Below are 23,414 nucleotides of genomic sequence, written 5' to 3'. Positions count from 1 at the left end.
TACAATCTAAAGCTCCGATTTAACCAAATTAAAGAACTAATTATTTTTTGGTTACAATTATTGTTCAACTTTTTCACTAAAAATAAAACCACTATTTTAATCGAAATTTAAAATAGTGGCTTTTTAAGGAATGACTATTTATACTTTTATACCCGAAAAGGTGCATATTATGGAATTACGTACGTTTGTAAAACAAAGAAGAACCGCCGCTAAATTAACTCAACCTGAATTAGCAGAGAAAGCAGGAGTGGGTCTTCGTTTTCTAAGAGAATTAGAACAAGGTAAAGAATCACTGCGATTAGACAAAGTAAATCAGGTGTTAAAATTATTTGGATATAAGGTAGGAGCGGTGCAACTAATAGTAGAGGAAGATGAGAAAGGCTGAAATAAAAATAAATGATACAACTGCGGGGTGGTTGGTAGAAGATGAAAATGGATATCATTTTAACTATGATAGTTCTTATTTGAATTCTTCAAATCCTGAACCTATTAGTTTGACCCTTCCACTAAAAGAACAACCTTATACGAGTAAAATCTTGTTCCCTTTTTTTGATGGTCTTATCCCCGAAGGATGGTTATTAAATATTGCTCAAAACAACTGGAAACTAAACCCTCGAGATAGAATGGGTCTTTTGATGGCTTGTTGTAAAGATTGTATAGGAGCCATTAGTGTCCACCCCATAAATAACGGAGCGCTATGAAATCGCCATTAACAATTAGTTTGCATAAGCAAACACCTATAAATAAGAGTCGATAACATATATGACCGCTAACAAAAAACTTTTACATATATGAAAAGATGTCTCTATTGTTACGAATCACTATCTGAAAATGAAATAGATTTTCATAGCACTTGTTGTAAAAAAATATTTGGGCAAACTACTCCTCCAGAATTACCATATACAGAAAACCAAATGGAAGAATTGGCTTTACAGGTGGTGAAAAGTCAAACTACTTTAACGGGGGTTCAAGCTAAATTATCTTTGGAATTAACCCCAAGTGAAAAAGGGAAGGAAAAACGATTTACAATAGTTGGTCTGTGGGGAGATTATACATTAAAACCACCAACTAAGAATTTCAATCAATTACAGGAGGTGGAAGACCTTACAATGCACTTGGGGGCTATAGCCAAAATAAAAATGGTGCCCCATAGTTTGATACGATTACAATCCGGGAATCTCGCCTATATCACCAAGAGAATTGACCGCATCAAAGGTCAAAAACTTTTAATGGAGGATATGTGTCAATTGACAGAAAGAATGACCGAAAACAAGTATCACGGGTCTTATGAACAGATTGCTAAAGTTCTTTTGAAACATTCGGCTAATCCAGGGTTAGATTTAGTAAATTTCTTTGAACAAGTGTTATTTTCATTTTTAACCGGGAATGCGGATATGCACTTAAAAAATTTCTCTATAATCAAAACAAAGGAGCAAGGATACATTCTATCTCCCGCTTATGATATGGTGGCAACCGCAATCGTTAATCCTGCCGATGATGAAGATTTAGGGCTAACTCTTAATGCAAAAAAGAAAAAAATTAGCAGAAAAGATTTCACGACGGTATTCAATTCATTTAAGTTAGACAACAAACAACAGGAAAATATTTTTAATAAAATGGAAAAAGCTAAGGATAAATGGTTTCGTTGTATTGATGATAGTTTTATACGTGATGAGTTTAAGGTTGCCTACAAAGAATTGATAAAAAATAGATTTGAAAGAATTTTATAAATCTTCTGATATCAATAGATTGGAATAAGCAATCAATGAATCAAATTTGTAACTTTCACCGAGAGTTGGAGCAAAAACCCAACATGAAAATGTCGGTTTTTTTATTTCCCTTGCAAGGCGAGGTCCGAAGTCTCGGAATATCCTGAGAGGAACGATTCGGGAAGCCCAACAGGGATTTCCTTCGGCAGTCGTAATACTCGTGTGAAATTAAAAGAAGGAAAGCAAGTGCTAGTCACACTACAAATCCTAAGCATTCTCTACAAAGGAAAGGCTTTTTTTCAAGTAAATAATGCAATACCTTAACGGTATAGTTAGCCTACTCTTTATGAACTAATTTTGTGTAGCGTCTGTAAAAAAACAAAACCTCACCACAAATGCAGCAAGGTCTCGTCGAATATACATGAAAAAAAATTACTTCTACTTACTGATTTTCCATGGTTTGAATACGTTCACGCCACAAAAACATTGAACTTATTAATAGCAAAAAACGAATCACCACAGAGAACGCAATGATCAATGCCAAAAGAATCATAGTTTTTGAAAAATAAGTAATCAATAAAAACCCTAAAGCAAATAACGATAAAGCCATAAGCACTACAGTTATGGCAATCTTTTTGTGCGATAAACCGATGATTAACAATAAATGATGCAAATGAGATTTATCAGCTTTAAAAGGCGATTTTCCTTTTTTCATTCGGCCAATGTAAACGCGTAAAGAATCAAAAACAGGAATAATGAAAAAAGCGATTACGCAGAGTAAAGTTGGAGTGGTATAAACTGATGCACTCAATGTAGCATTTTGTAATACCTTAATTCCCAAAGTAACTAACACAAACCCTAAAAACAGTGACCCTGAATCCCCCATAAAAATTTTTTGATGTTGAGAAAAGTTAAAATGTAAAAAACTCACCAACGCGCCTATGAAGAGAACACTTAATACCATTAAAGTATAACTGTTGTACAACCAAGATGCATATAATAACAATACAAAACCCAATAAGGTTAAACTTCCAACTAACCCATCGACACCGTCCATCAAATTAAAGGCATTGACAACCCCTGTAATGACCAAAACCGTAATCACATATTGTAGATAAAGATGCATTTCATACCATCCAAAGAAACCATATAACGAGGTAATACGAATACCCGAATGGGCCACAGCAAAAGCCAAAATCAACTGAATCAACAATTTGTATTTTGCATTCAAATCATTTTTATCATCAATCACTCCCACAATTAAAAGCAAAAATGCGCCTGCCAAAATAGTTGAATATTCATGAAAAATGGGGATACTGTTTTGTGATAAAAAAAGATTCGTAAATACAACAAATGCTAATGTAATCCCTCCTACCAATGGAATGGGCTTGGTATGCACCTTCCGGTAATTGGGTTGATCAACCAATCGAAAATGAACGGCGATTTTTCGGACAATAGGAACAATAACCATTCCGACAGCAAAGGATAAAATACCTAATAAGACGATGTAATAAATTGAATTTTGCATAATGGTTTATCTTTTTTCGTAAAATCGATAGGTATTTTTCAAATGACCCAACTCTAAACGCTCTAAAAAATCTGCATCAATGCTTTCAAAAGGATTTTGAGTAGTCGTTTTCAGCTCTTTTTCTTCTGAGACTTGAAACAATCGACTATACTTTTCGGCAACTAAACTCCACGTGTAACGAAGACTTGAAATCGTTTTCATAGCTTTACTCACGCGAGCTAATGTTGAAGCTGTTGACTGATGCAATAAAGTTTGAAGCGACGAACTATCCGTAAAATAAAGTGCCTGGTTTTCGGTAGTCGTTTTGTTGTAAGAAACCTGAAAAGCCATTATGGGTAATCCTAAATACATGGCTTCAACCAAAGACGGATTAGTTCCACCTGCCGAATGACCATGAACATAGATGGTAGCATTGCCACGTATAAGATCGATTTCCCGTTGATTATAAATAGGGTCAAAAAGTTCAATATTTTTAACCGAAGCATACTTGCCTTTCAATTCTCTACCATAGGCACTGTTATTCCAATTTCCAACCATCACAAGACGTAATTGGCCATAATTTTTAAACGCTTCAAGCACCATTTCAACATTATTTTCAGGTTCAATACGACACACTTTTACAGCATAGTCTGAAAGAAGAAAAGGATACTTTTGACAGTCTTCAGCGGTCGGTGTGATGGACATCGTATGGTCGGCACCGTACTCAATAACTTTACTTAGGGTTTTGTAACGAATAGCTGTGTAGTCTTGAATGGACTCATTATCGGATATATCAACATGTGAATATTTGACTGCGATTTTTTCGGCCCACCACAAATACAAGCGAGCTGCAAATGACCATTTGTCGCGTTTCCATTCAATGCCATCAATGGAGATAATTATTTTTTTGGATGTAAACCATTTAACCCAAGGTAAAATCCAAGCGCCTGCCACCCCCAAGATTAATAACACATCATGATTTTTGAGTGCTTTGAGTATTGAAATCGTATCATAAAATATGCTTTGTACCCCATTGGCTTCGAGATTGATATACTCCAGTTTAGCTCCTTTGTACTCCGTCAATCGCTCAGCGACATCATACTTTTTTTGGGAACAATACACCGTAAAATCATACCGATCAGATAATTGGGAAACCAAATGTTCCGTAAGTGTTTCAAATCCTCCATATTTGGCAGGTAATCCTACCGTTCCTATGATTGCTACTCGTTGTTTTTTCATGGTAATTTCATTTTCAAATAGGTATGCCAATAGTTTGCCAAAAGAATCAAAATATTGATTTTCAGCTATTTAAAGTGTTTTGTTGGGTTCATTTTTTTCCATTCCTTGGAAATATTTTAATTTTTGGAAAGTAGTTTTCGTAGTTGAATACTGAATAAATCTGGAGTAAAATTTTGGCTTTTCAACAATGCTTTTTCTGAAAAATCAGCATACATTGATGATGTAGTAAATAAACTTTGAATTGCGATAGAAAGCGACTGTAGATCGTTTGGATGGATTCTAAAGCCATTTTCGTTTGTAGTTACCAACTCTGCTACCCCGCCAACGGGTGGGACAATAGCAGGTAATCCATAAGTCATTCCTTCTAAAATAGTGAGTCCAAAGGTTTCAACCCAAACCTCTGGGTCTGAAAGGTTGACAATTAGGCCTGCCTGTTGGTAAAAGGGATGTGTATTGGTTTGGGTGGGATAAAGACTTAAACTTTCGGGTAATTTTTGTCCTTTAAAATATGCTGCTATGTCTTCTTGCGTGGCATTAACTACTAAAGAAAACGGATATTGAGGATGCATTCGAGCTAATTGTACAAAAGTATCTACTCCTTTATACCGTTTTAAAGAACAAATCATTAAGACACTTTTTTGTTGTGTATTATGACCTCGAAAATGAGAGGCTTGTGAGATAAATTCTTGATCTAAAGCATTATAAATTACGGTTTTGGGTAAGGGTAGGTTATCTTGTTGGGCAAGAAATTTTGAAACATAAACCAACTCTGTTGCAGAGAAACGCACAAAAGCAAAAAGAATTTTTTTCAACAAAAGAGGCCGAATGGATGTTTCATGAAGGTGATAAATAACCCTACAACCTCTAATTTTTCCGGCAAAAGCTGCGCCAAAAGGCAATACCGTATTAACATATACAACATCATTTTTTTGAAGAAAAAAAAGAAGCGAAAAAAACAATACGAGCTGACTTTTGGCAAAAGAGATTAAGCGCAAAAACGGAGAGGTAAAAAATTTATAAGAAAAAAAATGATATCTTATTCCTGGCACCGCTGTCAAAAAACCTTTTGATTCTTTAGAAGTGAAAAGATGAACTTCATGGGTATCCAAAAGCATTTCTTGAAGTACTTGTCGGAGTACTTTGGGACTACCGCTGTAATCATTATACAGATGAAAAACGACTATTCGCATACTACTTGGTCATAAATTTTTTGCAATTGATTTCCACGACTTTCCCAAGTGAAATGCGCTTCATAGTGTTGGCGCGCTTGGACACTCATTGCCTGTAATTTGACAGGATTTTTATACAACTCTGCTATTGCATTTTTCAATCCCTGTACTGTGTTTTCATAGGATCCGTGAGGTACAGCAATTCCGCAATCTGGGGTAATAAATGCTCCAGGGCCTTCATTATCCAAACAAACAACAGGCAATCCAAAAGATAGCGCCTCAGCAACCACCATACCAGCCCCCTCGTGTGAGGGAAACAAAAACAACGACGACTCCCGATATAAATTCATAACGGCTTTACGTTCCATCCACGGAATAATGGTCACATTGTTTTGTACTCTAGCGTTGAAAATGATTGTTTCATAATACTTTTTCATGGGACCGCTTCCGACGAGAGTAAGATGGCATTTTGAACGCTCTTCTTCAGAACACCCTTGTAAAAAAAGGATAAAAGCTTGTAAGGTTAAGTCAAATCCCTTCAAGGGAACAAAACGACCTATGCTAATCACCGAAAACACGTTTTTGGGGGTAATGGTCCCGTCGTGAAAATCTTCAGTGGCTACCGAGGGTGTAACAGAAATCGATTTGTCATGCAGTGGCAAAACATGTAACACCCCCTGATTCATACAAAGAATATGGTCGGCTCTCCTGACCGCTTTTTTTAGCGCAAAAGAACCTTTCCAAAACAAATTCTTCACGAGCCAGGTAATGCGATCTTTTAACCAAAAGGAAAATGGATAGCCCTTTAAATATTGTGCTGGAATCTTGGGATGATGTCCTATTGGTCCCCAAACCATCGGTTTGTGAAGTTGATACAGGTAGGTTGGCGTCCAATCGTTATGAAAATTTAAATTGTGTACTACATCAAACAACAACTTTTGCCGTTTTATAAATCCTACAACTCCTTTTTGCCACATCCAATAATAAAGCATTGCGCCGCGACCTCCTTTTTTCCAAAAACGCATCCAATACGGTAAATCAAAATACAAAAAGGTAATTTGATCATAGGTAGACGAAGGATGTTCCTGCATGTATTGTTCGATTGCGGGTCGATTATTTTCTCTTGTAATTGCAATAACCTTTTGAAAACGTGCAATTTGATTTACAAAATGCCACCCCATTCCATCTTCTGAGCCTTTATAGGGATTGACAGCATAACAGGTTGCTAAAACAGTTTTATTTTTCATAAGTTCTCATTTTTAAAAGTTTGGCGGGAACGCCTCCAATGACAGAAAAAGGGGGGAAAGATTGCGTAACAACACTTCCCGCGGCAACCACACAACCTTCACCCAGCGCTACACCATCCAATAGGGTAACTTTTGAACCAATCCAACAATTTGAACCCACCTTTATTCCATTACGGGTTACGCCTTGAAAACGAATAGCAGTATCTAAATCCCCAAAAAGATGGTTTTCAGGATGGCAACTAAAGTATTGGCCTATGATGCACTCATCGCCTATGTGCAATCCACCACCACCCCCCAAATAGGCATATTCACCAATCCCAACATGATTTCCTATTCGAATACCAACGCCCAAATGATGTAAGGAGGTAGACACGACAATACGGCTAAATGCCCCGATTGAAACATTATTTCCGAACACCACTCCTTCGCGTCCTTGTCCTGACACATAAACGTAAGACCCCAATCGGAGAAATTTACCAAAGTGAATGCGGGGGAAATTAAAAAAACGCACTCCTTCGCCTAGCATTAACCCTTTGGGACGACGAAACCAAAGTAAAATTCGTAAGCCGCGGAATAAACACCAAAAATGATATCGGACAAACGCTTGAAGCAAATAACCGTTGACCGCAGGATCCAAATCAAATTGAGGATTGCGCTTTCGGATAAGTTGTATAATTACTTTCTTGAACATTTAATACTGTACTAGTGTTTTTAAAATGGTTGAAGTGGTGCGATTTAAATCTTCATTTAGAATGGACTTATAAATTTTTGTTTCTGAAGTCCCTTGTAATTGATGAAATAACTGGCGATAACGTTGTGTAAGGTCTTGAATGGTTGAAAAATCAAGTTCTTTTTTTCTTTGAAGAATCGTTTCTGGATCGGCATAAAGAAAGAAATTAAACTTGGGCTTTAGCAACAAACGATACCCCAATTTAGCCACTCCTTGAGGCAGTACAAGATTACTTCTTTTGCTATCATTGATAAAATCAAAATAATAGCGGTCATAAATCACCACATAGCCTCTTAAACAATATTTGAATTGTATCACGAATTGACCTAAAATATAATCGAGGTAATAGTATCCAAAGCGAAACATAGAATTCATGACACTGGTGTTATTGCCTTGACGGGGCAAACTGGATAAGACCTCTTGTTGTGCCTTGTCTTTGCCTTTTACCCATACACTCAAAATAGGTAAAATAGACGGACGATGACGGAGAATGACCACCGGTTTGCGTAACTGTTTTTCTATTTGTACAGCTATGTTGTCGATTACTGTTGTTTTTCCAGCCCCATCTACGCCACTGAAGGTGATCACAAATCCCGAATTAAAGCGAATTTTTCGCACACAATCAAAAAAATAGGAAATAACATTTCGTAAGCGCTTCCAACTACGATTATACGGCTGTTGAAACAAATAGTTTAAAATCGGTTGTATCGATTTATCGGGATGTTCAAAGTAATCATACAAAACTACATCTAATGGGTGATTGGAGGTTTCGGCAACAGCACTGTAACTGATATATTTCTCTGGGATACTGGCGTGATTTAACCGATAAAATAAAGCAACAAATCGCGTTGTATGTTGCGCTGAGGTCAAAGAAACACCAAATGAATTAGGTATTCGATGGGCTAAAATTTCATCGCAATCCAACAACTGCAAGGATTTTCGTTTCACTTGCCAAATTAAATCCAAAGAGAGCAATTCCCCATCGGCAGTAAAACCTTGATAGTTTATCATGAAAGAAGACGTTTTTAATTGGCTTCTAATTAACAAATGATGATGCTTTAGAAACTGAAGCAACTCTTTTCCGGTCGCTTTTTTAAGGATAAGATCAATGTCAGAATTTAAAGATAACGACTCGGGATACCCTTGATGAAACTTCAATACAGCATACTCTTTATACTGCAAAAAGTCGAAAACATCCATAATGAGCAATTGCCGATGGGAATAATGCGATGCCAAAAAAGCATTTAAAGCTTGATTCCAAACCGTTAGCAACCAGTGAACTTGGATGTGCCAAACAGGTTGTTGGGCGTAAACCAGCAAATATTCCATCGTATTGATGAGTAGGTACCATCGTAGATAAGTTTCCATTGTAGCAGGATCATTATGGAAAAGCGCTTTCAATTGATCACTCGCTACGTATTCATTGATCGTTTGATGAATTGTTTTCCATGGATGGTGATGCACCAAAACACTATTTTGAAAAATGAGATGAAAAAAATCAAATCCTATTGGACGTTCCGTAGAAGCTAATTCCCAATCATAAATCGCCAAGTGATTCCCTTTTTTATACATGTTCCATTGGGTAAAATCACCATGCGATAAAGCTAATGATACGGTCGTATGGGGTGAAATTGCGTCTAATAATATGTTGATTTTTCGAACTAAATTTTTGGGCAACAAATGAGTATCTGTTTGCAAATAGCGGCTCTTTAAATCATTAAAGTAAGTCCAATCTTCAACGTTAACTGTTTTTTGAGTACCTGAATTAAGTGCTAAAATTGCTTCCAATTGAAGGGAGTCCAACTTCTTGAATCGGGTTCCATTTTTTGAAACATCTGATAAGGTTAAACGCACACCATCCGAATGTAACACTTTGGGAACTTCAATAGGGAGAGTTGCTTGTTGTACACGCATGAGTGCATTCAATTCATTAGACAACAGCACTTCAGCTTGAGGAGTTTGAGCAATTTTAATAAACGACTGATTATTATATACCACCGTTTTATTATTGGGGCCAACTGTTCCTGTGAATAAGGCCCACGGTTGTTGATAATCAAACGAACTATGGGAAGCAATAGATTCAATATACAAGCTATTTTTTTTGAAAATTAAATGCTGCAAGCGCAATAAAAAAACAAGACGTATCCCAATCATAAATACGAAAGCTCGAAAACTGCCCACATTGTAAAATTTTAAAAAAATAGGCTTTTTGTTTGACGCATTCCAAAGCCAACGCGGTGTACCGTCAGGATTATTAATCTGAAGCCACGCTAACCTTGCCTGTTGGGAAGATCTTGGTGAAGTAGTTAACCGATAACCTGCTTTTTCAAATAATTTTTCCATATTGAAATAATTGTTGCTGAATAGGGTAATACATTTTCATGCCAAAAACACAAAATGCTTATATACAGTGTTTTACATTTTTATTGGCCTGTTTTATTTTCCAAAATTTGGAAAAAATCTATCGTTTGGAAGAGAATACTTCGGGTCTTCGAAGTCGTAAAAAATGTCTTTGAATAGAGGTAATTCTTGGGTTATTTTCAAAAATGACAGCAAAAACCACTAATTGATAAAAGAGAATTCCATAATTACTTTCCCCAAAAATCCCAAATTCTGTAAACGAATTAATCATGATGGGGATCAAGATTCCCAACAGCATCAGCTTATTTTCTGTATTTTCCTTCAGAATAGAGTGGATTGTGAAAAAAACCTGAAACAGGGCAACCGTCAACCCAATAAAACCTAAATTCATCAATACTTGCATAAAGGTGTTATGGGTCATTTTACCCGGATAAGTATGTGTACTTTGAAAATATTCTTTGTAATCGATACGCATAAATCCAAATCCAAGCAAGGGTTCGCGTGGTAATCCTTCATTTATCAACGCCTGCCAAAAAGGCAATCGGCCTGTAAGCGTTAATATTTCCTCCAAACGCTCTTTATCGCCTCCTTTGAGAATAATTTGATGGACAGCAAATGGAATTACCATCAAAACGCCTCCCATAATGGCCATTTTTAATCCTTGTCTTTTGGTTTGGTTTATATGAAAAAAAATAATCAGCAAAGCTCCAATGAGAGAGGAACGGGAACCGGTTAAAAACAAGGCATAAAAAATAACTAGTAACTTTAGTATGGTCCAAAACTTACTTTTAAATCGATACAAATCAAAAATCAAACAGGCTACTCCAACACCTGCTAACATGCCCAACTCATTCGGATTCATTATAATCCCGCCTAACCGAGCTTCTTCACCTCCGTGGGTCATTCGAAAAAAAGTATCGGGGTCAATCCACATTCCCACAACAAAAATTAGCTGTAAGTAAAACACAACATTTCCCAAGAGATGATACAAACGAATGGAATGCCCCTCAAAATAAAGGTCCAACAGTTTGATACATTTAATGAAATAATACGCAAACACCAAACTTTGAAAAGTCATAAACCATTGTAATGCACTAAACCCAGGATTGGTACTCCAGGCAAAGGACAAAAAACCTAGAAAAAGGTAAATTAAATAAAAGAGAATACTAAAAGTGTTTTTGTACTTGAATGAGTCGGCGGCTCCATAACGCACTATTCGGTAGTACATCGCAATTGAACCGAGCATTACAAAATTTCGTCCTACTACCTTTATGGCTCTTGTAATTGCTACATTTTCACTCCATGTAAAAAAACACCCCACCATCAAAAACAAGAGGATAAACAAATACGTTTCGGTTTGTTTCAGAAACGACTGATGATGTGCTTGTACCAAATACATTAATGAACTGTATAAAGGTTTTGATTCATGGATTTAAGTATGGATTGCCAATTGAAAACGCTTTCAACCATGCGTTGTGCATTGTGGTTCAACTCACGATATGCTGTTGGATTTTCCCACTGATGGTAGAGTGTTACCATAGCTTGCGCCAATGCTTCTATATTCGCATTGGGCACACAAATTCCTGCTTGGTATTGGGTAATGTATGATCCAACGTTGGTGGCTTGTGTAATGATGCTAGGTTTTCCATACGCCGCGGCCTCTAGAACCGCTGTTGGAAGACCTTCGTTTCGCGAAGGATGTAAAAAAATAGCCATTTGACTTAGTAGTCTATTCTTTTCATCACCGTATTGTGCTCCAAACCAAGTCACAGCATCCTCCAACTGATTTTGCTGTATAAGTTTTAGTAATCCTTGAGAATCTCCATCACCCACAATCCATAACTTTGCATTGGGCATTTGTGTCTGAACTTGAGCAAAAGCGGTCAGTAAGATATCGATACCTTTGGTAAAAATGTCCAAACGTCCGATAAAACCGAACACACAAGAGTCTATTTTTTTGTCCTGATGCTTTAGAATTTTTGGTAATGCAAATCCATAAGGTAAATGAACCGATTGTGAATTGGGATAGAAGCGTGCCAATCCTTCTACTTCGCTTTCTCCTAAACAATGAATGGTTTGGGCGTTTTGAAGAACTTTTTTTTCGAACCCTAAAAAATAGAGGTACTTCTGCACATAACTTCTTTTCATTGCTAGGGTGTTGTAAGCTCCATGGGGTGTAATTACGTAGGGGATTCCTTTTTTTTGTAAAAGCTTAGAAAACGAGTAATAAAAGGGGATCCATCCTCCATGCAAATGAAAAACGGCTTGACCTTGATACGTTTGAATCGCTTTTTTTAAGGCTTTACTAACTCCAAAAGGATTTCGCGATTTTGGAAATAAAAGGGTCGTAAAATTTCGTGGAGCGAAGTTGACTGTGGGTTCGGCAGTAATTCCCCAAACCGCAACATTCATCCCCATTTCAAATTGATGTAATGCCATTTGATACACCACCTTATTTACGCCATTCATTCGATCTGGATTAGCTTTCCCTAATACTACATGAATAATTTCCATACAACTATTTGGTGTTTTTTTAATTCAACATTCCAATACACAAACATGATCAACTGATTCATCATCAAACCGATACAAGCGCCCCACAAACCAAACTGTTCCAACAAAAAATGAAAACTAAACAAGGACGCAATAAAAGACAGAGCATAACCAATAAAAAACGTACGATTTAAAATATGGACTCTTAAAAGTATACGCACCGGATAACTGACAAAGATGATAACATATAAAACCGCCATTAAAGGCATTAAAAAAGTATACGGTAAGTATTGACTTCCTGCGGTCAAACCAATAATATCATCCGAAAATAGGCAAAATACGATGAGTATAGTACCAAAAATAACCCCTCCATAACCTATCATTTGATGTAATAATTGCAGCCCTTTCTCTGGCTGAGTGTGATGTAAAGCGGCAATTCGGGGAAGAAAATAATTTTCAATAGCTTGCATAAAAACATTCAGCACCCCAAAAAGGGATTGAATTAACCTAAGGGCTCCAAGGGCCGCTGCTCCCAAATACAATCCGGAGACCATTACAAAAAAATTACTCGCCACCCATTGCAATAAGGCGACACTCAACAACCATTGCCCTTCTTTACAATGTTTATAAAACAATTCACGCCATCCCGTAGGTTTGGTAAAGTGCCGAATTACATATATCATCCCGTAACTGCAAGAAAGTATATTAGCCCAAGCAATTCCCTCTAGTACCAACTTTAATGAAAGCCCTTGTGAGGATAGTTGAACGAAAAAAAGAAGAAAAGTGGCAAAAAGTAAATCAATACCTAAAACTATCCAAACCTTGTTTAACACTAAAAATAGTCTTCTCAGAAAGTCTTGAAATAGATAGGCCACCACAAAGAAAAAAGCACTTCCAATGGGAAACTTATCTCCATAAATCGCAATGGATATTGGAAAAAATACCAGTGTAAATCCGATTAAAAAAAGGACCACTCCTACAGTGATTATTGAACAATAGCGATGAATCTCGTCGATTTTGGAAGCTCCTACTTGAAAGGGTTGCATAAAAAAGGCACCCATCAAACTTAGTACCAAGTAGGTTCCCAAAACAATTCCAGAATACATTCCAAAATCGCTTAGAGGTAATTGCTTGGCAAAAAAAAGAGTCAATACAAAATTGGTCCCGCTATAGAGGCCCTGATCAAAAATGGCTATAACCGATTTAGGAAGGCGATACTGTAGTAACCGATTCATTTTTTCTGTATTTTCTTTTGCCAAAATTTTCGAACTACTCTGAAAATACTTGGATTGTAAGCGCTTCTATTCAAAACAAACCATAAATTTGGGATTTGATATTCTTCCCGTAAAAGTTCAATTTTTACAATAGCTTGAGCCGCAGTTTTTCTACTATCTACAACCATGATGTTTTGATCTGCCATTCGCATAAAAAGCAATGCCAACTTATAGTGACAAATGGCTTGATTATACAAAAGCACAACATCATAATCGGCTTTCTTGCTTTTTAACGCTTTCTCAAAATCAGCCATAGTGTATTCCATAAATCGCGGATCACTATAATCCATATAATCGGCTTGAGGAACCAAAGCTGAAAAATCACCGATGGCATCAATGACCAAAACACGGCGGCCTTGTTGGCACATGGCTGTATACCATTGTTGGGCATGAAACCGATGGTCCAACGTTAGGTCATACCCCGTTATGGCTAAGATTCCATGTGGAAAAACAATCCCTTTCAACTCCAATTGAATCACCTCTTTCAGGGCATTTTGAGTTATCTCATGATCGGTACGTAAAAACGGAGTGGCCAAAGCAATGGGAATCGAACTGTTTTTTTCAAGTGTTACTGCATCATTGACCTTCGCCTTGGTGAAATGAACTAAATAAATCAAAATAGTCGATCCTAAAAATCCTAACAGTGCCGCAACGATGATAATGATAATTCGTATGGGAGATACAGGACTTTTGGAGATTTCAGCAGGAGTGATGATTTTATGAAATGCTATTTTGGCCGACTTGGCAATCTCGGCTTCGATACGTTTTTCATTCAAAAAATTATAATTCTTCTCATACAAATTGAACTCCCGATCCAATATATTCATGATGCGCTCTTTTTCGGGCAATCCGATAAATACTTTTTCCGCTTCAGCAATATCATTGGAGAGGTCATCATATTTGATTTGCAAGTTTTTCTCTGTGTTTTTTATACTTTCAATTTGATACGCAATCAAATCATTTATTTTGTCATCTATTATTTTTACCTTTTCATGGTTTGAAGTATAGGTTAGAAGTAAATCCTTTTTCTCGGCTTGTAATTTTTTCATGTTTTTGACCATTTCGGTCGATAATAAATCGGTAAAAGCTTCAAAATTGACTGCCAAATCCAAATAATTTTTCTTCCCCGAATCGATGTACCGGTTTAAATCCCGAATGGCATCCAGATTCATTTTGATATTGGTTTGTTGAATTTTCAATTGCGAAATTTTACGCAAATCCGTTTCCGTTTCTTGACGAATATTGATGATGTTCTTTTGGTCGCGATACTGCTGAATATTGTCTTCGGATTGTTTCAATTTTTGATTGGCTCCAGCAATTTCTTGTTGCAAAAAATCAGTCGTAATATGGGCTGCACGGTACTTGTTTTCGATGTAATCCTGAATGTACATTTGTGCTAATGCATTCACAAAGAGAGCTGCTTTTTCAGGAACATTACTCTTCAAATTGATGCGGATAACGGGCACATCCTTATCCACAGGCACAATATCCAAATCTTTATTGATCTTTTCGATTAACTTTTGGGTACTTAAAAATTCTATTGAATAGCGGTCTTTAATTTTTACATCCCTTTTTTGACGCAAATATGCCTGATTTAAATAAAGTATAATTTGCCCTGTTTCAAGTCGAATAGGTTTCCCAAAAATTCCTTTATAACTAGGATAACCCGGCACAGTCAACACAAAAGAATGATTGTTTTGCACTTGGAGCTGCATCGGTTTATCATAAAGTTGAGGAGCATGAAACGTTCCTTCCACTTTAAAAGGCGCGTCATTGTAAAGTTCGACTGATCGCATTTCACCTATGCGATAGATTTCAATGTGAAATGGAAGAGTTGCCAGCGTTTTTTCGATTAATTCCTTCGATTTTAGAACTTCAATCTCAGTAGCGATTTTATTGGCAGAAGCAAAATAATCAAAATCTTTAAACAAATTTGTACTGGGCACTCCCTCTTGCACGTCGGCTAATCGCAATTTTGCAGTGCTTTCATAAATGGGTGTTACGTAGCTTAAATACTTTTTAGCCCCAATAACCGCCACGATTACCACAACTATTATGATGGGTAACCCTCGGAAAAAAGGACGTAATAAGCGAAGATTTTCATTCATAGTCTATGATTTAAAATAACCCCATGATAATTGCTGCGGCGCTTACCGTTGTGGTAAATGGAATAATGGTCGAGATACGTTTGTCGAATTCTTTATACTTTTTGGAGGGAACAAGTACAATATCTCCCGGATGCAATTGAATATTTATACTAAGTACATCTTTGGCCTCTGCCAGATTTAAAGTAGTTACGCGAACATTTTCACCTTCCTGACGCAAAATCTTCACGGTTTTTAAATTGGCATAAAAGTCAAACCCTCCCACTTTACTAACCATTTCGAGAAGCGTGTTTTGATCTTTATCCACTTGAATTGTTCCTGGATTTCGAACTTCCCCCAAAATGGTAATTTCTTTGTTTAAAACCTTAACATCCACAATCGGATTGACCAACCACTGTGTTAATGCTTCTTTGATGTGTGCTTTTAGTTCAGGGATCGTTTTCCCTACAACATAGGTGGTGCCTAATCTTGGAATTTCAACATTCCCATTGGCATCCACCAACAACCATTTTCCATACACTTCATTAGAATTGTAGATACCATAGACCGACCCAACACTGTAAGCATCCTCTCCCCAGACCGAAATAGACAGCTTATCGTCTTTACGGATGGTGTACTGATAATTTTTATCGTAGGCAAAATCAGCAGAGGGAGCCATGGGAGTTTCCATTTTATCTAAAATATTTTGTGTCTTACAAGAAGTGAATAAGACCAAAAAGAGAAGAAAAGAAAGCCATTTTTTCATGATTGGGGATTTAAAATGCGTGTCTATTAGAAAAGCGAAAATATGCGTTTGATAATGTTTGAGTTTTGGGTAAGTGCTTCTTTCACTTTGGTAATTTTGCTAACAATTTTCAACATGTTGTCATTCACTTGTTGATCTTTGATTACATAATCAAAAGCACCATACTTCAGGGCGTCAACGGCCGTTTTGATGTTATCTTGTGCCGAAACCATAACTACATAGATGTTCGGATTCACCCGCTTGATTTTCTTCAACACTTCAAATCCTGTTAATTCCTCCATGTTGTGATCCAAAAAAATGATGTCTGGATTTAAGTGCAAGTTGTTTAAACAATCAATGCCATTAGAAAAACAGGTTACATCAGTAAAACTGTGATTGCGAAGGTTTTGCTCATAAAAGCGAGAACAGAAAACATCATCATCAACAATAAAGAACTTAAATTGATTTTCCATGATAAAAAAATTTGGTTTCTTCTGCTCATGCCAAAGGCGTACCATTTTTTTTATCTATTTGAAATACAGTGTTTTACAAAATTTTTAGGTTATATTTTTTTCCAAAAAATGGAAAAACTTCCAGCTACTTGTTCGTCAACTCATGGGTTTTCAACTCAAGGATGCTTAGTTTCAATTGTTTTTGGATAATCTCAAACAAGAATTGAATTCGCTCCAAATCGGTTGTGTTTTTGGAAATTTCTTCCAGCTCACGAACCTCATGATAAATGGATTGAATTCCCATTTCATCGATACTGGGTTTAATTTTGTGAATTAAACGACTTACTTCAAGGAAGTTTTCTGCCGCTATTGCTTTTTCAATCGCCTCCATTACATGGGTACATTGTGTGTTGAAAATTTCAATCATTTTTTGAATGAATTCCTCATTACCCCGGCTTAAAGAATACAATTTAGATAAATTATAACTCCGTGTTCCAACGGTATTTTCCTTTTCTTTCCGATTGGCATCTAAGTGTTGCATCATCTTTTCCAACAAAAGTTTTTCTTCAAACGGTTTCGTGATGTAGTCGTTCATTCCCGCCTGTTTGCATTTTTCAATTTCGGATTTAAACGCATTAGCGGTAAAAGCTATAATGGGTGTTGTACATTGAAGATTGGTTCGTATGCGCGTCGTTGCAGTTATTCCATCCATCACAGGCATTTGAATATCCATTAAGATAAGATCAAACGAATGATTACGGACCAAAGCCACAGCCTCCGCCCCATTTTCAGCTTCAGTAACGATACAGTTTGTGGTTTTCAACGTATTTTGAGCCACCATACGATTAAACTCATTGTCCTCTACCAAAAGCACACGAATCCCTTGTAAATCAATTACTTTTGATTTGTTGGTCTCGACTACTATATTTTTCAAACTGCCCAATTGGAGGTTGAGATAAATTTTAACAGTCGTTCCTTTATTTCGTTCACTTTCAATCGAAATACTCCCTTGCATTAACTCAATTAATTCTTTCGTTATGGTCATGCCCAAACCTGTTCCACCAACTTTTTGCGCGGTTTCATTTTCTTCTTGAGAAAATTTATTAAAAATGGTTTGCAAAAAATCAGCTTCCATTCCAATACCCGAATCCATCACCGTAATGCAAATTTCTTGGGAATCAGAATGAGCTTTTTGAAGACGACAATTGACCCAAATAGAACCTTGAAAAGTAAATTTTAATGCATTCCCAAGTAAGTTAAAAAGGATTTGCTCAATTCTAAGTGTATCGCCTTTAAGTGCTTTGGCAATTAACGGGTCAAAATTCATCCGCAATTCGAGTCCTTTCTGAATCGCTCTCGGTTGAAGAATACTAATGACGTTTTCAATTGATTTTTCCAATTCAAAATCAGAATTGACCAAAGACATTTCGCCCGATTCGATTTTTGAAATATCCAATATATTATTAATAATCGAGAGTAGATGTTTTGACGCTATAGTACTGTTTTCAAGATATACGCGTTGTTTTTCGGGTAATGGTTCTTTCTCTAGTTCTCTTAAAAATCCGATAATAGCATTCAAAGGTGTCCGTATTTCATGACTCATATTGGCCAAAAAAGACTCCTTAGCCTTTGAAGCTTGAATGGCTTTACTCTTCTCGTTTTCCAATTCAATTTCCAATTCCTTCTGTTCGGTAATGTCCAAATGAATCCCTATTGAACCCTTTAGATTTCCTTTGTCATCATAATTGGGCGCTCCACTAATAGCCCACCAGCGCAGTTCACCGCGTTTATTTTTGATAGGAAGCTGATAAATATCTGAAACCCCTTGTGTGCGTAACTTGCGCTTACTTTCAATTAATTGTAGATTTTCTCCCGAAACGAATAATTCTTCGGGGTTTTTACCCAGTAAATCGTCTAATTCATACCCTGAAATCTTCAAAAAACTTTGATTAGCAAATTGTATGCAATTGTCATTATCGACTTCCAACATTCCCAAATTCATATTGGCGATAATATTGCGGTATTTTTCCTCTTGCAATCGCAATTTTTTTTCGGCCTTTTTACGTTTTGAAATATCCTGAATAAATGAACAAAAAAACAATTCATCATTTTGATAAATCGGCGTTATTGAGATTTCAATTGGAAACAAAGTGCCATCACTTCGCAAAGCTTCCATTTCCAATTGTTGGTTGAGCACTTTCCCTTCGCCAGTCCTCATATAGCGTTCCATTCCCATTTGATGCCCTTGGTGATGCATAGCGGGAATAATGGTTTCGGTTAATGGTTTTCCAACTACTTCCTCTCGCTTCCATCCGAATAGGGTTTCCGCTTGATTGTTCCAGAATGTGATATATCCTTTCCCGTCGATAGTAATGATTGCATTCAGCGCAGCATTCATAATCAATCGATTGCGCTCTTCACTTTGCATCAAGAGATTTTTATTCTCTATCCGCGAAGTGATATCCGTATATTTCCACAAATGCCCTTTGTCCTCTTCTTTAATAAAAATTGGAATGTAATCCCGTTCGAGATAACGGCCATTAACCACTTGAAGCTGTTGGTTAATAATGGGTTTTCGTTGGGCAATGATGGTTTGAATTTCAGTAGTAAATTGTTCCGGGTTAACAAAAAGATGTTTGGAGCTTTCGGCTGAATTGGCACAGTTAAAACCAATCATTGACTCAGGCGAAGTTGGCAACTGAAATATATCACAAAACATTTGATTGGTAAAAAGAATGTTTCGAAATTCATCCTCCACCAATACCCCCGAATGCAAATTGGCCAATAATGTTTTGAGCAGCTCAATTGTGGTCAATAAATCTTGCTCGGTTTGACGTCGTTTTTCGATTTGACGATTCAAATATTTGGAAATATAAACCAAATCATCAGATCGATCGTTTTCTTTTAAATCTTCGTAATCATCATCTATAACATCGAGTGAATTATACAAATTGGCAATCGATTGTTTCTTGGCTTCATATTCCTTTTTCAAACTTTCATTGATGTTGTGATACTCTTTCTCACTTTCCAAAAAAGCATGATTTACAATCTCTTTGTCTCGCTCGTAGGCCACATACGAATCATTAACCGCATGAATAAATTGAACGATATTGGGATCCTCCAAATGATGATTCAAAAGATACCGCCGTATTTGTTTTTGTATGAGTTTATTTGATACCATTTTTTACACCAATTCTGTGATTCCTGTTATTGTCATCGTTTGATTGTGCAACTCACAAGGAGCAAAAGGACGCATGGGTGCAATCTCACCGTAAGAGTAAAATCCTGTAAGTACGGTCTGATGATTGAATATTTCTGAAACCGCTTCAATCTCCTCATCAATCCGATTGCCCAACACCATTTTACGTCCCACACAACTGATCAAAAAAGCTAATTTGGGTTTCCCTTCACGCAATGAAACACATTGGGAAGCTGCATCACTCGCGGCTTCCACCAAACGATCAAAATTGGCTTTCATAAATCGAACTTTACTCCCCTCGGGAATATCCCCTGCAAATGTCATCGATTGATTTTTCTCATTAATAGATAAAATAGTACGCACAATAGGCTGTTCGGTGTTGGAAACTTTTAGCGCTAAAGGAAACAGTAAGGCTGCACTAGGAAGTTCAAATGCATATTTCCCAAGGTATGTTTTGTACAAATCCAACGCTTTTTTACCGTCAATTTTAAATAAAATATTTTTTCGCGCTTTGGTGACTTCACGCTCCATCCCGAAGCTTTCCCAACCTCCTACCGAACCATGTGAAAGTTGTAAATGTTCACCATAAAAACCAATCGCTACAATGACCCCGGGTTTGGGCACCTCATTCAATCCAACATAGGTTTGATTAAAATTTGTACCATCCCCAGCCAATCCTCCAGAAATCAATACATCTTGGGTGTGACTATGTTTCAATCCTCTAACCAATTCACTCCCATTCACTTTACCTCCGTCAGACAATACAAAAACCCATTTCAAATTTTCCTTGGGCAAAGCATCGATTAAAAATACACCCGCATCAAAACTCGATGAAAACGCATCGATTGTTGTAGAAACAGTTTGAACTTGAGCGGATGAAAACTGAACCGCAACCAAAGACAACGCTTCTTCAAAAACACCTTTGTCAAAAATTTCTCCAGCCGTTGAGCAAAGACATAACTCTGCTCTGGGAAATCGCTCCCGTATATCTTCATAAAGATTGGAATTCTTGATGAGCTCCGCTGAACCAAAACCAATCACTAACTGAGCTTTATGATATTCTAAACCATCCGTATTTCTCTCTTGAATCCATGAAGATTCACGATATAGTAAAGTTGCAGTTTTCATAGGCTTAATTTTTCTAAAGAATGAAGTAGGTTGTATATAGTCGATTTTCCAATGTCTAGTTTTCGTGCCGTTAGAAGCACATCTTGATTATTCTTTTTCAAGTAATGAAGAATAATCTCTGTCGTGTGTTCTTTCAATGTCTTCTCTTCCCCCAAAAAATATGTGGTATCATTAAGCGAAGTGAAGGTTAAGTCATCCGCCTCTATTTGATGTTGCTCACACAGTACACACGCTAAATCAATTACTGCTTTTAACTCTCTCACATTTCCCGGAAAAGAATACCGCATTAATTTTTGTTTCGCCTCTTGAGAGAGATGAATGGGTTTCATCTTGTTCTCTTTGACAAACACATCAATAAAATGTTTTGCCAAAATCAGCACATCATTGCCGCGATCACGTAATGGAGGTAAAGCAATAGGAAAACCAATGATACGATAATACAAATCTTCCCGAAATGTCCCTTTTTTGACTTCTTGAGCTAAATCTTTATGGGTAGCAACAATTAGACGCGCTTCAAACTTAATCACCTCCTTCCCTCCAAGACGAATTACTTCTCTTTCCTGTAAAACGCGAAGTAACTTACTCTGTAAATTCAAATCCAATTCAGCAATCTCATCCAAAAAAATCGTACCTCCATGAGCTTGTTCAAACTTTCCTATTTTTCGACTATCAGCCCCTGTAAATGCCCCTTTTTCATGCCCAAAAAACTCACTCTCCATCATCTCTTTAGGAATGGCCGCCATATTTACCGCTACAAAGGGTTTGGCTTTTTTTTCTGAATTATAATGAATCGCTTTGGCTACAACCTCTTTTCCCGTACCCGTTTCTCCAGTAATAGAAACCGTAATGTTGGTTTGAATCACCTTATTCAATTTTGAAAACACCTCCCTAATCGAATCACTTTTGCCAATAATGGTATTCTCAAAAGCATACTTTTGCTCCAATTGTTCTTTAAGCGAGGCTACTTCTTTTACCAAATCTAAATTCTCGCGAACTTTTATAATGGCATTCCACAATAAATCTTTCGCATGCTCATTCTTTACAATATAATCCCGCGCACCAGCCTTCAATAAATTTACAGCTGTAACGATATCTTCTTGACCACTTAAAATGATAACAGGAAGCGATGGATTTGTTGCTAAAAGCTTTTGTAATAAAACATCTCCTGGCATGTCGGGTAAACCAAAATCCATGCAAATAACATCCGGCTTTAAGTACATTGCTGCCAAACAAGCTTTAGCCGTAGGAAACAAATGCACTTCAAAATCGGGATTTAATCGTAAATGATACTGAATCGATGCTCCAAAAAAAGCGTCGTCTTCCACCAAAAAGAGCTTCATTATTTTCATATTCATCAATCTTTTTGTCGACAACAACAATGCTAATGTAGGAAAAATACTTTATAAAAAAGCGTTTTTAAGATTTTTATCGACAAAAAAAGCTTTTAATCGATTTTTTAACTGTTATTGTCGAACCACGACGATGCTAAACGCTGAAATCAAACAACTCGAGGAAAGTGGTAAAACTCAGTGATCCTTTTTGAAAGCGATAAAAAAAATGGTATTCAAAAATTAAACTAAAAAGAAGCTCTAAAAAACCTATTATTTAAGAAACATAACACATTTGGAAAACCAGATAACCAAAAACATTCCCAATATAGTAAACACTATTTTGGGAAACGCTATGAAAAATTAGAATATGAAATAGTGAATTGAGGATTTACTTTAAACCCGCAACCCCATCAATGATCTTCGCCAGCGCTACATCTTTTTCGGTAACTCCTGAATGCGTATGGGTGGATAATTTGATATGGACCCGTTGGTAGCAATTGGTCCATTCGGGATGATGATCATGGACTTCGGCGTGAAAAGCGATTTCGGTCATAAAACTAAATGCTTTCTTGAAATCGGAGAATTCAAAAGTTTTCTCCAACGCATCGGAAGTAAATGTCCACGTAGGGACTTCCAAAGCCAAAGCTGCTGCCGTCCAAAGTTTCATACGCACTGTTTTGATTGAAAATTACTTGAGCGAAGACAAACGCCATCGCTTGCTCAAAAGTAGCATTTTCCATTGACTT

At 36.8% G+C, this 23,414-nt stretch carries 19 protein-coding genes; 3 read left to right on the top strand and 16 right to left on the bottom strand.

Going from position 1 to position 23,414, the window contains the following annotated elements; translation table 11 throughout:
* The first annotated feature begins 169 nt into the window (after positions 1 to 169).
* The 3 genes from O9316_RS05300 (at position 170) to O9316_RS05290 (ending at position 1,730) form a co-directional block, all read left to right on the top strand.
* Positions 170 to 385, top strand: a complete 216-nt coding sequence (locus tag O9316_RS05300; protein WP_298204818.1) for a type II toxin-antitoxin system Y4mF family antitoxin — start codon at positions 170 to 172, stop codon at positions 383 to 385.
* Entirely contained in the window at positions 372 to 701 is a 330-nt protein-coding gene (locus tag O9316_RS05295) for a HipA N-terminal domain-containing protein (RefSeq protein WP_298204817.1), read from the top strand. The genes O9316_RS05300 and O9316_RS05295 overlap by 14 nt, the downstream gene beginning before the upstream one ends.
* Positions 702 to 791: 90 nt before the next feature.
* The gene (locus tag O9316_RS05290) at positions 792 to 1,730 is read left to right on the top strand and encodes a HipA domain-containing protein (RefSeq protein WP_298204816.1); all 939 of its coding nucleotides are present in this window, start codon (positions 792 to 794) and stop codon (positions 1,728 to 1,730) included.
* Positions 1,731 to 2,151: 421 nt separating this feature from the next.
* Here the strand turns inward: O9316_RS05290 and O9316_RS05285 are convergent, their stop codons facing one another.
* From O9316_RS05285 to O9316_RS05210, 16 genes are all read right to left on the bottom strand, one after another.
* Positions 2,152 to 3,237 carry a glycosyltransferase family 4 protein gene (locus O9316_RS05285; RefSeq protein WP_298204815.1) on the bottom strand — a complete coding sequence of 362 codons (1,086 nt, stop codon included), beginning with the start codon at positions 3,235 to 3,237 and terminating at the stop codon, positions 2,152 to 2,154.
* Positions 3,238 to 3,243: 6 nt separating this feature from the next.
* Positions 3,244 to 4,455 (bottom strand): DUF1972 domain-containing protein, encoded by a 1,212-nt coding sequence (locus O9316_RS05280; protein ID WP_298204814.1) that lies wholly within the window; start codon positions 4,453 to 4,455, stop codon positions 3,244 to 3,246.
* Positions 4,456 to 4,571: 116 nt separating this feature from the next.
* The gene (locus O9316_RS05275; RefSeq protein ID WP_298204813.1) at positions 4,572 to 5,645 is read right to left on the bottom strand and encodes a glycosyltransferase family 4 protein; all 1,074 of its coding nucleotides are present in this window, start codon (positions 5,643 to 5,645) and stop codon (positions 4,572 to 4,574) included.
* Positions 5,636 to 6,871 (bottom strand): glycosyltransferase family 4 protein, encoded by a 1,236-nt coding sequence (locus O9316_RS05270; RefSeq protein ID WP_298204812.1) that lies wholly within the window; start codon positions 6,869 to 6,871, stop codon positions 5,636 to 5,638. Before O9316_RS05270 ends, O9316_RS05275 begins: the two co-directional genes overlap by 10 nt.
* Positions 6,861 to 7,562: a DapH/DapD/GlmU-related protein gene (locus tag O9316_RS05265; RefSeq protein WP_298204811.1), complete on the bottom strand. Its 702-nt coding sequence runs from the start codon at positions 7,560 to 7,562 to the stop codon at positions 6,861 to 6,863. The genes O9316_RS05270 and O9316_RS05265 overlap by 11 nt, the downstream gene beginning before the upstream one ends.
* Complete coding sequence (locus O9316_RS05260; protein WP_298204810.1) at positions 7,563 to 9,944, bottom strand: hypothetical protein; 2,382 nt, start codon at positions 9,942 to 9,944, stop codon at positions 7,563 to 7,565.
* A 118-nt stretch (positions 9,945 to 10,062) separates the two neighbouring features.
* Positions 10,063 to 11,361: an O-antigen ligase family protein gene (locus tag O9316_RS05255; protein WP_298204809.1), complete on the bottom strand. Its 1,299-nt coding sequence runs from the start codon at positions 11,359 to 11,361 to the stop codon at positions 10,063 to 10,065.
* A complete protein-coding gene (locus O9316_RS05250; protein ID WP_298204808.1) occupies positions 11,361 to 12,476 on the bottom strand; it encodes a glycosyltransferase family 4 protein in 1,116 nt (371 codons plus the stop codon). The genes O9316_RS05255 and O9316_RS05250 overlap by 1 nt, the downstream gene beginning before the upstream one ends.
* Positions 12,458 to 13,690: a hypothetical protein gene (locus O9316_RS05245; RefSeq protein ID WP_298204807.1), complete on the bottom strand. Its 1,233-nt coding sequence runs from the start codon at positions 13,688 to 13,690 to the stop codon at positions 12,458 to 12,460. Before O9316_RS05245 ends, O9316_RS05250 begins: the two co-directional genes overlap by 19 nt.
* Positions 13,687 to 15,837 (bottom strand): GNVR domain-containing protein, encoded by a 2,151-nt coding sequence (locus tag O9316_RS05240; protein WP_298204806.1) that lies wholly within the window; start codon positions 15,835 to 15,837, stop codon positions 13,687 to 13,689. Before O9316_RS05240 ends, O9316_RS05245 begins: the two co-directional genes overlap by 4 nt.
* Before the next feature lie 10 nt (positions 15,838 to 15,847).
* On the bottom strand, positions 15,848 to 16,579 hold the full coding sequence (locus O9316_RS05235; protein ID WP_298204805.1) for a polysaccharide biosynthesis/export family protein: 732 nt from the start codon (positions 16,577 to 16,579) through the stop codon (positions 15,848 to 15,850).
* A gap of 26 nt (positions 16,580 to 16,605) precedes the next feature.
* Positions 16,606 to 17,031 (bottom strand): response regulator, encoded by a 426-nt coding sequence (locus tag O9316_RS05230; RefSeq protein ID WP_298204804.1) that lies wholly within the window; start codon positions 17,029 to 17,031, stop codon positions 16,606 to 16,608.
* Positions 17,032 to 17,155: 124 nt separating this feature from the next.
* A complete protein-coding gene (locus O9316_RS05225; RefSeq protein WP_298204803.1) occupies positions 17,156 to 20,191 on the bottom strand; it encodes a PAS domain S-box protein in 3,036 nt (1,011 codons plus the stop codon).
* A 3-nt stretch (positions 20,192 to 20,194) separates the two neighbouring features.
* On the bottom strand, positions 20,195 to 21,337 hold the full coding sequence (locus tag O9316_RS05220) for an FIST N-terminal domain-containing protein (RefSeq protein ID WP_298204802.1): 1,143 nt from the start codon (positions 21,335 to 21,337) through the stop codon (positions 20,195 to 20,197).
* Complete coding sequence (locus tag O9316_RS05215) at positions 21,334 to 22,686, bottom strand: sigma-54 dependent transcriptional regulator (RefSeq protein ID WP_298204801.1); 1,353 nt, start codon at positions 22,684 to 22,686, stop codon at positions 21,334 to 21,336. Before O9316_RS05215 ends, O9316_RS05220 begins: the two co-directional genes overlap by 4 nt.
* A 370-nt stretch (positions 22,687 to 23,056) precedes the next feature.
* Positions 23,057 to 23,335: a 4a-hydroxytetrahydrobiopterin dehydratase gene (locus tag O9316_RS05210; RefSeq protein ID WP_298204800.1), complete on the bottom strand. Its 279-nt coding sequence runs from the start codon at positions 23,333 to 23,335 to the stop codon at positions 23,057 to 23,059.
* Positions 23,336 to 23,414 lie beyond the last annotated feature (79 nt).

Source organism: Flavobacterium sp. (assembly GCF_027533505.1).
GTDB lineage: Bacteria > Bacteroidota > Bacteroidia > Flavobacteriales > Flavobacteriaceae > Flavobacterium.
The sequence above is the reverse complement of the archived record's forward strand: the minus strand, read 5'-3'. Positions and strand labels throughout refer to the sequence as shown.

Coding starts and splice junctions, on each gene's coding strand:
- O9316_RS05285 (WP_298204815.1), bottom strand. CDS start 3,237: ATGCAAAATTCAATTTATTACATCGTCTTATTAGGTATTTTATCCTTT.
- O9316_RS05275 (WP_298204813.1), bottom strand. CDS start 5,645: ATGCGAATAGTCGTTTTTCATCTGTATAATGATTACAGCGGTAGTCCC.
- O9316_RS05215 (WP_298204801.1), bottom strand. CDS start 22,686: ATGAAAATAATGAAGCTCTTTTTGGTGGAAGACGACGCTTTTTTTGGA.
- O9316_RS05210 (WP_298204800.1), bottom strand. CDS start 23,335: ATGAAACTTTGGACGGCAGCAGCTTTGGCTTTGGAAGTCCCTACGTGG.
- O9316_RS05295 (WP_298204817.1), top strand. CDS start 372: ATGAGAAAGGCTGAAATAAAAATAAATGATACAACTGCGGGGTGGTTG.
- O9316_RS05220 (WP_298204802.1), bottom strand. CDS start 21,337: ATGAAAACTGCAACTTTACTATATCGTGAATCTTCATGGATTCAAGAG.
- O9316_RS05290 (WP_298204816.1), top strand. CDS start 792: ATGAAAAGATGTCTCTATTGTTACGAATCACTATCTGAAAATGAAATA.
- O9316_RS05300 (WP_298204818.1), top strand. CDS start 170: ATGGAATTACGTACGTTTGTAAAACAAAGAAGAACCGCCGCTAAATTA.
- O9316_RS05280 (WP_298204814.1), bottom strand. CDS start 4,455: ATGAAAAAACAACGAGTAGCAATCATAGGAACGGTAGGATTACCTGCC.
- O9316_RS05260 (WP_298204810.1), bottom strand. CDS start 9,944: ATGGAAAAATTATTTGAAAAAGCAGGTTATCGGTTAACTACTTCACCA.
- O9316_RS05255 (WP_298204809.1), bottom strand. CDS start 11,361: ATGTATTTGGTACAAGCACATCATCAGTCGTTTCTGAAACAAACCGAA.
- O9316_RS05230 (WP_298204804.1), bottom strand. CDS start 17,031: ATGGAAAATCAATTTAAGTTCTTTATTGTTGATGATGATGTTTTCTGT.
- O9316_RS05225 (WP_298204803.1), bottom strand. CDS start 20,191: ATGGTATCAAATAAACTCATACAAAAACAAATACGGCGGTATCTTTTG.
- O9316_RS05250 (WP_298204808.1), bottom strand. CDS start 12,476: ATGGAAATTATTCATGTAGTATTAGGGAAAGCTAATCCAGATCGAATG.
- O9316_RS05270 (WP_298204812.1), bottom strand. CDS start 6,871: ATGAAAAATAAAACTGTTTTAGCAACCTGTTATGCTGTCAATCCCTAT.
- O9316_RS05245 (WP_298204807.1), bottom strand. CDS start 13,690: ATGAATCGGTTACTACAGTATCGCCTTCCTAAATCGGTTATAGCCATT.
- O9316_RS05265 (WP_298204811.1), bottom strand. CDS start 7,562: ATGTTCAAGAAAGTAATTATACAACTTATCCGAAAGCGCAATCCTCAA.
- O9316_RS05235 (WP_298204805.1), bottom strand. CDS start 16,579: ATGAAAAAATGGCTTTCTTTTCTTCTCTTTTTGGTCTTATTCACTTCT.
- O9316_RS05240 (WP_298204806.1), bottom strand. CDS start 15,837: ATGAATGAAAATCTTCGCTTATTACGTCCTTTTTTCCGAGGGTTACCC.